The sequence below is a fragment of the Enterococcus sp. DIV2385 genome, assembly GCF_051711925.1.
In the GTDB taxonomy this organism is placed as follows: domain Bacteria; phylum Bacillota; class Bacilli; order Lactobacillales; family Enterococcaceae; genus Enterococcus; species Enterococcus faecalis.
In genome coordinates, this window is the sequence record NZ_JBIONV010000001.1 from 1,052,079 (window position 1) to 1,065,652 (window position 13,574).

Consider the following 13,574-nt stretch of genomic DNA (forward strand, 5'->3'; position numbering starts at 1 on the left):
ACAATATGAAAAAAGTTTTAGGCGGTTTATTGGTGGCAACGGCGGTCGTTAGTTTAGCGGCATGTAGCGGTGGGGAAAAGAAAGCTAGCTCAGATGTCTCAATTAAGGATCGGTATGAATTAGATGAAAAGACGCCTGCTTGGAAGTTAGATAAGAAGAAAGAACCGACCAAGATTAAATGGTATATTAACTCAGATTGGACGGCGCTGCCTTTTGGAAAAGACGTGACCACTGCGCAGATTAAAAAAGACTTAAATGTGGATATTGAATTTATTTCCGGCGATGATTCAAAATTAAATGCCATGATTTCAAGTGGAGATATGCCTGATATCGTGACATTAACTGAAAAAACTGGACAAGCAGCATTGAAAGCAGATTCTTGGGCCTATTCTTTAAACGATTTAGCTAAAAAATATGACCCCTATTTAATGAAAGTTGTTAACCAAGATACGTTTAAATGGTATGCCTTAGAGGATGGAAAAACATATGGTTACCCTAATTACTCTAATACAAAAGCGGATTATGAAAGTGGAAATATCCCAGTAAATGATAATTTTGTTATTCGTGAAGATGTCTATAATGCATTAGGCAAGCCAGACGTTTCAACACCAGAAAATTTTGAAAAAGTCATGCAACAGATTAAAGAAAAATATCCTGAGATGACCCCAATGGGCTTCACCACAGTGGGCGATGGTGCAGGACCATTTTTAGACAAATTACAAGACTTCTTAGGTGTTCCTTTAGAGGATAAAAATGGTAAATACTATGATCGAAATTTAGATAAAGAATACTTAGAATGGTTAAAAACATTTAATGATGTTTACCGAGCAGGCAATATTAGTGATGATAGCTTCACAGATGATGGGGCAACGTTTGATGAAAAAGTGAAACAAGGAAATTATGCAACCATGCTCGTTGCTGGAACCAGTGGTCAAGGTGGGAACTTTACAGAATTTATGAAAAAATCTGGCACACGTTATATAGCCATTGATGGACCAAGTAGCACTTCTGGCCGAAAACCAACATTAAATCAAACTGGCATTTCAGGTTGGTTAAGTAATTACATTACGAAAGATGCGAAAGATCCAGCGAAAGTCACTCAACTATTCACATATTTAATTGATGAACCGGGACAAATTTTAACAAAATATGGCGTTGAAGGAGTTACTTATGCGTACAATGATCAAGGAAAAATTGATTATTTACCAGAAGTGAAAAAATTAGAACAAACAGACAATGATGCCTACAACAAAAAATATGGCATTAGTCGTTTCCTATACTTTAACAACGACCGTGTCAATAAACTAAAAGTACCAATGGAAAGTGCTTTAACGCAAATGCAAGAATGGGGCAAAGGAAAATTAGTCCCACATTTCGTAATTGAAAATATTAATCCAGATGCAGGAACGCCGGAAGCTCGGGCGAATGAAGCGATTGAAACCAAACTAAATACAACCGTTATTTCAATGATTCGTGCGAAAGATGATAAAGCCTTTGACAAATCTTTAGAAGACTACAAAGCATTCTTAAAATCAAATAAATGGGATGCAATTGAAAAAATAAAATCTGAGAAAATGGCGGAAAACAGAGACAAACTTAAGTAAGAGAGGAGGAGAGAAAAGCGGATAAAGCAACGAGAAATCCGCTTTTCTCTTTTAATATGAATAAGCTATTTGCATATGAAGGTTGGTATTATCGGATTTTTTCTTTTATTGCCAACTTGATCATTATTAATTTTCTCTTTTTAATTACCTGTATAGCAGGCATCTTTAGCGGTGTCGGCTTAATTGCGTTGTATCGAACGATCTATCGTTTGTATCGTGAAAAAGATATTCCTGTTTTGCGAACGTTTTGGACAGCATTAAAAAATAATATCATGCGAGGTTTTATTTTAACAGGTGTCTTGTTCGTTGCTTTTTTACTGGGCGGTATTGTCGTAACAAGTTTATTTAAAATAGCCACTAGTTTAGGTTTCTTAGCTATTTTTCTATTAAGTTTTGTTGCATTATTTTTGACGAGTTTTCTTTTTCTCTTTTCCGTTTTTAATTGGTCCGTTAAAAAGACACTAGGTGAGACGGTTTATGTGGTCTTAAGTAATAGTGCAAATGCGATTATTTTGTTTATTTTACCTCTTTTAACGTTTGTTTTTTTCTATAAGCTTAATTTGTTTTTATATATTGCGTTAGGATTCGGGACAACGGCTTTTCTTCAAGTTGCGTTTTTTCAGAAAGTGTTAGGTGTGGAACATGAATGAGTATTTTGAGTTTTGGGAAAAGACTAAGGAAGAACTTCAAAAAATACCGCTAGATATCCATCGGCGGGTCATTGACTATCCATTGGAAAATGTTCAAGTGGAACAGGTCGACTTTTTAAGTTTCCTAGGTGAGCGCATCTTTGGCTATTTGTTACTTCCTAAAACGGCGGGGAAACAGCCAATAGTGATTGATTGTTTAGGCTATATGAATCATATTCAAGAACCTTGGCAATTTGCTCATTGGACACAAATTGGTTGTGCTTGTTTTGTCATTGATAATCGAGGTCAAGGGGGATTAACCAAAGATCGCGTGCCATATCAAACAATTTGGCATGAAGCACCAATGGGACGAGGATTTCTAGACAAAGAAGATTGGTACCAACGCCGTTTGTTTGCCGACCATTTACGTAGCGTAGAAGTGGTGCGGACCTTTACTGAAATTAATCAGGACCAAATCATTCTTCGTGGTGGTTCCCAAGGGGGTGGCGTAGTGTTAATGGTGAACAGTTTAGTCGACTTCCCGATTTTAGCTACTTTTGCAGATGTTCCAAGTCATTCTTGTTTAGAAAATAGAGTAGCAGAAGGAACGGGGTCGTATCAAATTATTCATCAGTACTTACAAGAGCATCCCCAAGCGCATGAAAAAATTGCCGCGGTTCTTCCTTATTTTGATAGTCGTCACTTTGTTTCGCAAATTAAAAATCCAGTCTTTGCTTCTGTTGGGAGTCACGATCCGATATGTCCAATGAAAGATTTTTTCCCTTCTTATCATCAGATAAAGGCAAGAAAAGCAGTCAGAGTGTATTGGAAAAAAGGCCATGGTGGCGGTGAAACAACCCAGATCCGTCGTGAAATGCGTCAAATTCAACAACTATTGCAGGAGGTTAAAAATGAAAATAGCTACGTATAATGTCCGGGTAGATACAGAGTATGACCAAGATTGGCAATGGTCTTTTCGTAAAGAGGCTGTTTGTCAGTTAATCAATTTTCATGATTGGAGCCTTTGTTGTATTCAAGAAGTACGACCGAATCAAGTCAGGGATTTAAAGGCGTATACAACATTCACCTGTCTTTCTGCGGAAAGAGAAGGGGATGGTCAAGGAGAAGGACTAGCGATTCTCTATAACGAACAAAAAGTTCAGGCTATTGATACAGGATATTTTTGGTTATCTGAAACACCTCAGCAGCCAAGTATCCATCCTGAAGCTGGCTGTCCAAGAATTGCTTTGTGGGGACTATTTAAGGAAACGACTCAAAATACGCCTTTTTTAGTCATTAATGTTCATTTGGATCATATTTCAGATCATGCTCGTTTAGCAGGAATGACCGTTATCTTAGAGGAGTTACATGACAAAATTGCACAGTATCCAACTTTATTAATGGGCGATTTTAATGCAGAGTCGGGGGAAGCGGTGCATCAACTTGTTCAAAAAAAATTTCAAGATAGCAAAAATTTAGCTACTCATTATGGCCCAAGAGGAACATTTCAAAATTTTACTTACACAAAACCTTGGGCGGAATTAGAAGAAATTGATTATATTTATGTAAAAGGTTGGAAAGTACAGAAAACTGCAAGTTTAACAGATAGCATCGATGGACGTTTTCCTTCCGACCATTTTCCTTTAGAAGCAGAAGTATGTATTGAAGAAAGGTGAGAGTATGAAAGAAAATCAACTGATTCAATTAGTCGAAGAAATGACAATTGATGAGAAAATTAATCAATTATTACAATTAGCAGCAGCGTTTTATTCAGATAAAGCAGAAGAAAAGACCGGCCCTATGTCAGAGCTAGGACTAAATCAAGAAACGATCGATACGGCGGGGACAACACTGGGTGTTTCCGGTGCAAATGAAGCAAAACGTGTTCAAAAAGAATATATGCAAAATCATCGATTAAATATTCCAACACTTTTAATGGCGGATATTATTCATGGTTTCAGAACCATCTTTCCGATTCCTTTGGCTTTAGGAAGCACTTGGGATGAAGCAGCGGTTGAAAAAATGGCGGAGATTTCAGCAAAAGAAGCTGCTGTTTCAGGATTACATGTAACCTTTTCACCAATGGTTGATTTAGTGCGCGATCCACGTTGGGGACGTGTCATGGAGTCAACAGGTGAAGATCCATTACTCAACAGTCGCTTAGCTGCTGCAATGGTTAGAGGTTACCAAGGAGAAAATTTAAAAGAAGACAATTGGCGAGTAGCCGCGTGCGTGAAGCACTTTGCGGCATATGGTGGTGCCTTAGCTGGTCGGGATTATAATACGGTAGATATGTCTGAACGGCAGCTAAGAGAAATGTATTTACCTGGCTATAAAGCTGGATTAGATGCGGGTGCAAAACTTGTCATGACGTCCTTCAATACAGTGGATGGGATTCCTGCTACAGGCAACCAATGGCTGTTTAGAGACGTATTACGAAATGAATTTGGCTTTGAAGGGGTTGTGATTTCAGACTGGGGAGCGATTAAAGAATTAATTCCTCATGGCGTTGCCAAAGATGAAAAACAAGCGGCAGAATTGGCTATCAAAGCTGGTGTAGATATTGAAATGATGACCACGTGTTATCCAGATTATTTAAAAGAATTACTTGAAGAAGGCCGGATTGCTGAAACACTTATTGATGAAGCAGTTATGCGAATTTTAAAACTAAAAAATGAGCTAGGCTTATTTGAAAATCCCTATCGTGGTGCGGATGAACAAGCGGAAGCAGAAGTGATTTTAAGCAAAGAACATCGAGAAATAGCTAAAAAGATTGCTCAAAAATCAATGGTTCTTTTAAAAAATGAAAATATTTTGCCTTTTACACCGCAAGAAAAAATCGCGCTTGTCGGCCCAGGGGCCCAATCACAAGATATTTTAGGGGCTTGGTCATGGCAAGGAAAGAAAGAAGAAGCCATTTCCCTCGTGGCTGGGGCCCAAAAATTAACCACAAATCTTCTAGTTGCCCAAGAACCCTTTGATTACTTTGAACCGACCGCGGCGGCCATTGAAGAGGCTTTAACGTTAGCTAGTCAAGCAGATAAAGTAGTAGTGGCACTAGGCGAAACAGATTGGATGAGTGGGGAAGCTGCCAGTCGCAGTGATATTCGTCTACCCGAAAAACAATTAGCAGTAGTGGCACAAATTATTGAGAAAAATCCCAATGTTGTTGTCACGGTCTACAGTGGTCGGCCCTTAGATTTACAAGGGATAGATGTTGCAAAAGGAATTGTGCAAGCTTGGCAACCTGGAACAGAAGGGGGCAATGCGCTAGCAGAAATTTTGTGGGGACAGTACAATCCAAGTGGTCGCTTAAGTATGTCGTTTCCAGAAACGGTTGGTCAAGTGCCAATTTTTTACAATGTCGACAATACTGGGCGTCCTTATGAGTCAGCACCAGAAGAAAAATATGTTTCTAAATATTTAGATGTCTCTAATTACGCTAAATATCCCTTTGGATTTGGCTTAAGTTATAGTCATTTCTCTTATCAACCAATACAACTAAGTGCATTAACATTTACCAAAGAAGAACCAGTCACTGTCTCTGTTTTAGTAAAAAATGACAGTCCAATCGCTGGAGAGGAAACCGTGCAATTTTATGTACGTGATTTGGTGGGACAAGTGGTTCGCCCAATTAAAGAGTTAAAAGATTTCCAAAAAGTTTGGCTGGAACCAAAGGAAGAAAAAGAAGTTCAGTTTCTTCTTTCAGAGGATATGGTGCGCTATGTTCATTCAGACAATCAGGTAACCAGTGATGCAGGTGAATTTATCGTAATGATTGGTGGAAATAGTCGCGATGTACAAACCGCAACAGTCACGTTAAATGAATAAGATGGGAAGGATAAGTTATGCAGATAAAGAAGCTTAAGCAAGCAGACACAGTTGCTACATTTTTAGAGACAGGTGATTTAAAAGAATTGAATAGCTGTGGCATGATGATTAATCAATTAGAAGGTAATCCTTTAGACGGCAGTATGAACCAACTCTATTTGCGGATAATTACAGGGGACACAATTAATTATCGACCAATGATTGGTTCCAACAGTCAAAGTGATTTTTATCTTTCAGATAATCAATTGACATGGCGGGGTGAATTTGAAGCGGTTCGTTACCAAGTTGACTTTCGTTTGGGGCCAAGCAATCAATGGTTCTGGCGGGTTAATGTCACTGGAACTGGCTTAGTAGATATTGTTTATGGTCAAGATATTGGCTTAGCGACAAAAGGAACCGTTCAGTCAAATGAAGCGTATGTGTCGCAGTATCTTGATCATCACATTTGGCAAGAGGGCGAAGAGCTTGTTGTTTTATCAAGACAAAATCAACCGCAAAATGAGAAGTTTCCAGCCCTTATTCAAGGGAGTTTTCAAAAATTAGTAGGCTACTCAACGGACGGCTATCAATTTTTCGGACGTTCATTTAAACAAACAAACACACCAGAAGCATTGGGGAAAAGATATTTAGCAAATGAAGTCTATCAATATGAATTTGCTTACACCGCTTTACAAACGGAAGCCGTCCAATTAACGAATGAAAGTAAGGAATTTGTTTTTTATGGTGCGGTAACAGAAACACATCCGCAAGCATTAGCTGAACCTTTTTTATCGAAAGAAGACTTACAAGCTATTTATGAAACTGTGACATTCGATTCATTAGAAGAAACACAGGACTATCCTCCGAAACTTTTAGGAGAACCTATCACAGGAAATCCATTAACAGAAGAAGAGTTGGCCGCACTTTATCCCTTTCAGACACAAATTGAAAAAGTAGCAGGTCAGACGTATTCCTTTTTCACGGAAAATTACCATCACGTTGTTCTTCAAGAAAAAGAAATTGCCATGGAAAGAGCGCATGGCCACATTTTATTAAGTGGTAAAGGCTTAACGGTTGACGAACCTTTGCTTAGTACGACAGTGTATATGTATGGCATTTTCAATTCACAAGTAGTTTTAGGAAATACGACCATGAACAAATTAATGAGTAATAGCCGAAACGCTTTAAACGTTATGAAACGCTCTGGTCAACGAATCTACATTTTAGAGAATGGCTTATGGCGCTTACTAACAATGCCTTCTGCTTTTGAAATGGGGTTGAACTCTGCTACGTGGTATTATAAGTTGCCAAAGGATACAATTCGGGTACGCACCTTCACTTCGCCTGATTCAAGAGTGATTCAATTGGAAGTGACCAGTCAAAAGGATGCGTATATGTGGGCTGTTTCTAACCATTTGTTATTAGGACCTGAAGAAGTACCAACCTATCAATTAGAACAAACTGGCAAAACGCTTCGAGTGACGGGAAATCATTCTGCTACAGAAAATTATTACCCAGAACTAACCTATGCATTGACAGTTGATAAATCATTTCAAGTAACCGATAGCACATTATTTGGTGGAGCTGAAGCGGACTTATTAGTCTTGGCAATCGAAAAGACCCAAAAATTTTCACTACTTATTACGGGAAGTATAGAGGACCAATCATTAGTCAATACACCATTAGATTTTGAAAAAGCAGAAAGTCAATATTTGGCATTCATTAATGGCTTGTTGCATCATTTTGAGTTAACACACACAGACTCAAGTGTGCAGCAAATGAATCAATTAACTCGTTGGTATACTCATAATATGCTCGTTCATTATTTGTCGCCACATGGCTTAGAACAGTATGGTGGAGCAGCTTGGGGCACACGAGATGTGTCGCAAGGACCGACAGAATTTTTCTTTGCGACGCAACAGCCTAAGATCGTGGCCTCCATTATTCAGCATCTATTTGAAAATCAATTTGAGGACGATGGCAACTGGCCGCAATGGTTTATGTTTGACCGATACGAAGAACAAAAAGCCAGTGAAAGCCATGGCGATATTATCGTCTGGCCATTGAAAGTAGTGACTGATTATTTGGAACAAACCGCAGATTATTCAATCTTAGCTACGGAAATCCCTTATACAAGTCGCAAAGATAATCACAAAACAAAAGAAACAGCATCTTTATTTGAACATTTGAAAAAAGAAATAAATTATATTGAACAACATTTTTTACCAGAAACTTTTCTATCTTGTTATGGCGACGGCGATTGGGATGACACGTTACAACCTTATGATAATCGTCTTAAAGAGCAAATGGCTAGTAGTTGGACCGTTGCCTTAACGTATCAAGTGTTGAAAAAATTTGCGGCTTTAATTACGGAAATCGATGCTACTTATAGTCAGCACTTAGCAATTTTAGTCGCAGGAATAAAGAACGATTTTCAAAAATATATGTTGGCGGATGAAACGATTCCAGGGTTTATTTATATGGAAACGCCAGAAACTTTTGAACAAATGATTCACCCAAATGACCAAAAAACAGGGATTCAATATCGATTATTGCCAATGACTCGTAGTATGTTAGCTGAATTATTAACACCGGAACAAGTAAGTCATCATTTAGAAATTATTGAAAAAGAATTAACGTTTCCTGATGGCGTGCGCTTAATGAACAAACCAGCGAACTATCGAGGCGGTGTGAGCACTAATTTTAAACGAGCAGAACAGGCGGCTAATTTTGGTCGCGAAATTGGCTTACAGTATGTTCATGCGCACATTCGCTATACAGAAGCGATGGCGAAAATTGGTCAGCGAGACAAAACCTGGCAAGCATTAATGCAAATCAATCCAGTTCAATTAAAAGAAGGGGTTCACAATGCAGAGTTACGTCAAGCCAATGCCTATTTTAGTAGCTCCGATGGCGATTTTAAAACAAGGTATGAATCACAAGAAAATTTTGGTAAACTAAAAGATGGAAGTATTGGGGTAAAAGGTGGTTGGCGAATTTATTCAAGCGGGCCGGGAATTTATTTAAATCAATTAATTACAGCTGTTTTAGGGATTCGGCAAAAGGCCCAAAGTGTGGTTTTCGATCCCGTGTTACCAGAAAAATTGTCTGGTTTAGCACTAACTTACCAATTGTTTGATAAACCTGTCACATATAAATTTTATCCAAATCAGTCAGCGAAAATAGTTATCGATAGTCAAGAGGTTCCGTTTAAGTTTGAAGAAAACCCTTATCGAGAAGGGGGAATGGAAGTTCAAAAAGACGAGGTGCTTTCATTATTAAATGAAGCAAGTGTTATTGAAATTTACCATTAGAAAGGAGAGTAGTCCATGGTAGGAATTAAAGATATTGCAAAAAAAGCAGGCGTATCAATCTCGACCGTTTCTTACGCATTGAATGGTAGTTCAAAGGTAACTGAAGAAACACGAACGCGCATCCAAGCAATTGCTGAAGAGCTAAACTATGTTCCTAACATGGCCGCTCGCACATTAAAACGTCGTCAAACCAATATTATTGGTGTCTATTTGGCCGATTATGGCGGTAGTTTTTATGGTGAATTGTTGGAGGGAATTAAGAAAGGCTTAGCACTGTTTGATTATGAGATGATTGTCTGTAGCGGTAAAAAGTCACATCTTTTCATTCCTGAAAAAATGGTGGATGGGGCAATTATTTTAGATTGGACATTTCCAACAAAAGAAATTGAAAAGTTTGCTGAACGTGGCCATTCGATCGTTGTCCTTGATCGAACCACTGAACATAGGAATATCCGGCAAGTTCTCTTGGATAATCGTGGCGGTGCCACGCAGGCAATTGAGCAATTTGTCAATGTGGGTTCAAAAAAGGTTCTTCTGCTTTCTGGACCAGAAAAAGGTTATGATAGCCAAGAACGATTGGCTGTTAGTACACGAGAATTAACTCGTTTTGGGATACCTTATGAAATTATCCAAGGCGATTTTACCGAACCTTCTGGCTATGCGGCTGCTAAAAAAATTTTGAGTCAACCACAGACAGAACCAGTCGATGTTTTTGCTTTTAATGATGAAATGGCGATCGGTGTCTATAAATATGTTGCAGAAACAAATTACCAAATGGGGAAAGACATTCGGATTATTGGTTTTGATAATTCTGAACTAGGTGCGTTTGTGCAACCGCGATTAGCAACAATTGCCTATTCTAAACATCGATGGGGCATGGTGGCTGCAGAGAAAATTATTCATTTAATGCGGGGAGAAGCTGCTGAGAGCGAACACATTTACACACGTTTTATAGAAGGAGAATCTTTTCCGTCTGAATAATAAATAAAAAGTTTGGTCCAATGCTAGCTAAGCTAGCGGACCAAACTTTTTTCTGTAATGGTAATTTCTTCTGATGCAATGGGTTCATCCAGACTGAGAAGGCGATCTCTAAATTTAAAATGGACTGGCTTGTTCTCATTAATAAATTCATACGGGTAAGCGCCTTGGATTGTTTCACCAGGATTGATTTCATCTGCTAAACGATCTAATTTGTCTTGGAAAGGTGAATCTGTTAAGACTGCATATTGTAAATTTTGGGCTTTTCCGTGGACAGTTTGGCTAACTTCCATAAAACTTTGAATCATTAGCTGAATATTTTGTGTTTTTTCGGTTGTATTGGTTAATTCAAACAGGACATAAAACATTGGTTTGCCTTGATAATCTTTTCCTTTATGCAAGGCAGTTAAGGCTAAACGCCCATCTGGAACCAACAGTGTTCGATTTTCATACGTCCCAATACTTGTCGCCAACACTTCATCAGGTGCGGGCGCACTTTGACTTGCTGGGCTGCCACTTACAGTTGAACAAGCACTTAATAAGGTACTTAGAACGAGTAAGCTCATTAAAATGTAGGGTTTCCTCATATAAAGTCCTCACTTTGGTTGATTGACTATGTAAAAAAACAAATTGCTTGTATCTATATAAAAAAGAGTGCTACAAGCAATATTTTAATCGTAGTGCTAGTAAATAGCAATACTTTTATCAAAATTCATGCTTGGAAATATAATTTGAAAAATATTTTTAACTAGCAGAAAAACATTTCTAACAAAAAGTATTGGCTCAAAGTAAAGAGATCGTTTTGTTAGAAATGAGAAATGGCAACATAAAAGTTTTCTATTTTTCTGCAATTAAGACAGTTTCAAAAGTGAATTCACTAGGAATATGATTCGCAATTGAGTATTCAAAAATATGCCCATTGCCTAGGTAAGCAATTTGTTCTGCACGCATCAGGAAATCATTATCGGTTAAGTTTAAATATTTTTTTTCCAAAGCAGAAGGACGGATCCCAGAAATGCTGACCCGCGCACTTTGAATTTTTTGATGCAATTGTTCCGAAATATATTGATAAATGGAGACTTTCAATTCTTTCATTGTCAAGTTCGGAATTAAAGCAACGGGCATCCAAGTGTATTCAATAATTGAGGGCACATCTTCGATAATCCGTAAACGAATAATTTTGTAGACTAACTCTTCTTCTGTAATACTTAATTTTTCAGTCACCCAAGGCTCAGGTACTTCTGTTGCAAAGCCTAAAACCACGGATTCAACTTTTCCATCGTAGGTTGAGTAAGTGCCGGTTAACGGAGAAAATTTAGTAATGGTTCGATTTTGAAAGTCTTGAACAAAGCTGCCCGAGCCACGTCGTCTGACAACATAACCTTCTTGCACAAGCAAATGTAAGGCTTTTGTAATGGTTAGTTCGCTGACCTGATATTTTTCTGCAAGAAGACGACCTTGGGGTAACTTTTGATTAATTGGATAAACACCTGCTTCAATATCCTGTTTTATAGCTGCATAAATTTCTTTATAACGTGTATTTGTCCGCATCAGAGTCCTCCTTTATCACCAGTATTTCTCTCATTATACCATGAATTTAACGTGTTAAAACTATATATTTATTTTTAACGTAACCATTTAATAATCAAGTACTTAAATAAAAGTAGTTGACTTATCCTTTTTAAAACTATATAGTTTTAAAAGTAAACAGAAGAACTTATTGATCTGATTGGTACTTTTTGTGAAAACCTTTTACAATAAAAGGGCAGTACAGAAAAGAGGGAGGAATGACAATGGAACATCACCAACTAAAAGCATTTCCGCAAGATTTTTTATGGGGCTCTGCTTCGGCAGCTTATCAAGTAGAAGGTGCTTGGAATGAAGACGGCAAAGGCGCATCTGTTTGGGATGAATTTGTTCGGCTACCAGGAAAAACGTTCAAAGAGACAACTGGTGATTTAGCCGTCGATCATTATCATCGTTTCAAAGAAGATGTGGCTTTAATGAAACAACAAGGTTTAAAAGCATATCGTTTCTCGATTGCATGGACACGAATTTTACCTGAAGGGCGTGGTCAAGTAAATCAAGCGGGACTGAAATTTTATTCAGATTTAATTGATGAGTTATTAGCGGCAGGAATTGAACCAATGGTAACTTTATATCATTGGGATTTGCCAGCTGTTTTGCAAAAAGAATATGGTGGCTGGGAATCAAGAAAAATTATTGCTGATTTTGTGGCCTATGCGAAAATTTTATTTGACGCTTTCCGTGGCAAAGTTCGCTATTGGATTAGTTTAAACGAACAAAATGTGTTTACTTCGTTAGGTTATCAATTAGCCGTGCATCCTCCCGGCGTAACAGACAATAAACGGATGTATGAGGCCAATCATATTGCTAATTTAGCCAATGCAGCAGTGATTAATGCGTTTCATGAATTAGAAATGCCTGGCAAAATTGGCCCTAGCTTTGCTTATACGCCTGTTTATGCCGTTGATGCGCATCCTGCCAATGTTTTAGCGGCTGAAAATGCAGAAGATTTGCTGTCGCATTTTTGGTTAGATGTCTATCTTTGGGGAGAATACCCAATTGCCGCATTAAATTACTTAAAGGAGCAAGGTGTGGCCCCAACGATAAAAGAGGGCGATTTAGCGTTACTACGTTCAGCCAAACCTGATTTTCTAGGTATTAATTATTATCGGACGGATACGGTTGCTGCTAATCCATTAGATGGCGTCGGAATAGGGAAGATGAATACAACGGGTGAAAAGGGTTCTGAAACGGAATCTGGGGTACCGGGTTTATTTAAAAAAGTAAATAATCCATATGTTGAACGGACGAACTGGGATTGGGCCATTGACCCGCAAGGTTTGAGAATTGCCTTACGACGATTAGCTAGTCGCTATCAAGTGCCTATTTTAATTACTGAAAATGGGTTAGGCGAATATGATACCTTAACAGAAGATAAACAAATTCACGATACGTATCGCATTGATTATTTGCGAAGCCATATCCAAGCGATTCAAGAGGCGATTACGGATGGCGTTTCAGTTATTGGTTATTGTACATGGAGTTACACCGATTTACTGTCGTGGCTTAACGGCTATCAAAAGCGTTATGGTTTTGTCTATGTGGATCAAGATGAAACACAAAAAGGTTCCTTAGAAAGAATCCCGAAAGATAGTTATTATTGGTATCAAAAAGTCATTGAAACAAATGGACTTATCTAATTATAAGAAAAG

The 13,574-nt window shown here is 38.1% G+C and carries 10 protein-coding genes; 8 read left to right on the plus strand and 2 right to left on the minus strand.

Going from position 1 to position 13,574, the window contains the following annotated elements; genetic code table 11:
* Nucleotides 1–5: 5 nt before the first annotated feature.
* Genes IGM04_RS05240 through IGM04_RS05270 form a run of 7 tightly spaced genes read left to right on the plus strand, consistent with a single transcriptional unit; the run spans nucleotide 6 to nucleotide 10,338 of the window.
* Entirely contained in the window at nucleotides 6–1,604 is a 1,599-nt protein-coding gene (locus IGM04_RS05240) for an ABC transporter substrate-binding protein (RefSeq protein ID WP_002357899.1), read from the plus strand.
* 56 nt (nucleotides 1,605–1,660) lie between these two features.
* The gene (locus IGM04_RS05245) at nucleotides 1,661–2,254 is read left to right on the plus strand and encodes a DUF624 domain-containing protein (protein ID WP_086317796.1); all 594 of its coding nucleotides are present in this window, start codon (nucleotides 1,661–1,663) and stop codon (nucleotides 2,252–2,254) included.
* Nucleotides 2,247–3,164 (plus strand): acetylxylan esterase, encoded by a 918-nt coding sequence (locus IGM04_RS05250; protein WP_002385975.1) that lies wholly within the window; start codon nucleotides 2,247–2,249, stop codon nucleotides 3,162–3,164. Before IGM04_RS05245 ends, IGM04_RS05250 begins: the two co-directional genes overlap by 8 nt.
* Complete coding sequence (locus IGM04_RS05255; RefSeq protein ID WP_086317797.1) at nucleotides 3,145–3,909, plus strand: endonuclease/exonuclease/phosphatase family protein; 765 nt, start codon at nucleotides 3,145–3,147, stop codon at nucleotides 3,907–3,909. Before IGM04_RS05250 ends, IGM04_RS05255 begins: the two co-directional genes overlap by 20 nt.
* A 4-nt stretch (nucleotides 3,910–3,913) precedes the next feature.
* The gene (locus IGM04_RS05260) at nucleotides 3,914–6,064 is read left to right on the plus strand and encodes a glycoside hydrolase family 3 N-terminal domain-containing protein (protein WP_086317798.1); all 2,151 of its coding nucleotides are present in this window, start codon (nucleotides 3,914–3,916) and stop codon (nucleotides 6,062–6,064) included.
* A 17-nt stretch (nucleotides 6,065–6,081) separates the two neighbouring features.
* Nucleotides 6,082–9,357, plus strand: a complete 3,276-nt coding sequence (locus IGM04_RS05265) for a GH36-type glycosyl hydrolase domain-containing protein (protein ID WP_086317799.1) — start codon at nucleotides 6,082–6,084, stop codon at nucleotides 9,355–9,357.
* Between the two features lie 15 nt (nucleotides 9,358–9,372).
* Nucleotides 9,373–10,338, plus strand: coding sequence for a LacI family DNA-binding transcriptional regulator (locus tag IGM04_RS05270; protein ID WP_002363772.1), 966 nt, complete (start codon nucleotides 9,373–9,375; stop codon nucleotides 10,336–10,338).
* 32 nt (nucleotides 10,339–10,370) lie between these two features.
* On the opposite strand, the gene IGM04_RS05275 is transcribed toward IGM04_RS05270, so the two are convergent.
* Entirely contained in the window at nucleotides 10,371–10,901 is a 531-nt protein-coding gene (locus IGM04_RS05275; RefSeq protein ID WP_002384665.1) for a DUF5067 domain-containing protein, read from the minus strand.
* A gap of 271 nt (nucleotides 10,902–11,172) precedes the next feature.
* Complete coding sequence (locus IGM04_RS05280; protein WP_002366529.1) at nucleotides 11,173–11,886, minus strand: GntR family transcriptional regulator; 714 nt, start codon at nucleotides 11,884–11,886, stop codon at nucleotides 11,173–11,175.
* A 242-nt stretch (nucleotides 11,887–12,128) separates the two neighbouring features.
* On the opposite strand from IGM04_RS05280, the gene IGM04_RS05285 reads away from it, so the two are divergent.
* Nucleotides 12,129–13,562, plus strand: a complete 1,434-nt coding sequence (locus IGM04_RS05285; RefSeq protein ID WP_002357890.1) for a glycoside hydrolase family 1 protein — start codon at nucleotides 12,129–12,131, stop codon at nucleotides 13,560–13,562.
* Nucleotides 13,563–13,574: the final 12 nt, after the last annotated feature.

What these genes read in the sequence shown, in the direction of transcription:
- IGM04_RS05240 (WP_002357899.1), top strand. Translation starts at nt 6, where the DNA reads ATGAAAAAAGTTTTAGGCGGTTTATTGGTGGCAACGGCGGTCGTTAGT.
- IGM04_RS05245 (WP_086317796.1), top strand. Translation starts at nt 1,661, where the DNA reads ATGAATAAGCTATTTGCATATGAAGGTTGGTATTATCGGATTTTTTCT.
- IGM04_RS05250 (WP_002385975.1), top strand. Translation starts at nt 2,247, where the DNA reads ATGAATGAGTATTTTGAGTTTTGGGAAAAGACTAAGGAAGAACTTCAA.
- IGM04_RS05255 (WP_086317797.1), top strand. Translation starts at nt 3,145, where the DNA reads ATGAAAATAGCTACGTATAATGTCCGGGTAGATACAGAGTATGACCAA.
- IGM04_RS05260 (WP_086317798.1), top strand. Translation starts at nt 3,914, where the DNA reads ATGAAAGAAAATCAACTGATTCAATTAGTCGAAGAAATGACAATTGAT.
- IGM04_RS05265 (WP_086317799.1), top strand. Translation starts at nt 6,082, where the DNA reads ATGCAGATAAAGAAGCTTAAGCAAGCAGACACAGTTGCTACATTTTTA.
- IGM04_RS05270 (WP_002363772.1), top strand. Translation starts at nt 9,373, where the DNA reads ATGGTAGGAATTAAAGATATTGCAAAAAAAGCAGGCGTATCAATCTCG.
- IGM04_RS05275 (WP_002384665.1), bottom strand. Translation starts at nt 10,901, where the DNA reads ATGAGCTTACTCGTTCTAAGTACCTTATTAAGTGCTTGTTCAACTGTA.
- IGM04_RS05280 (WP_002366529.1), bottom strand. Translation starts at nt 11,886, where the DNA reads ATGCGGACAAATACACGTTATAAAGAAATTTATGCAGCTATAAAACAG.
- IGM04_RS05285 (WP_002357890.1), top strand. Translation starts at nt 12,129, where the DNA reads ATGGAACATCACCAACTAAAAGCATTTCCGCAAGATTTTTTATGGGGC.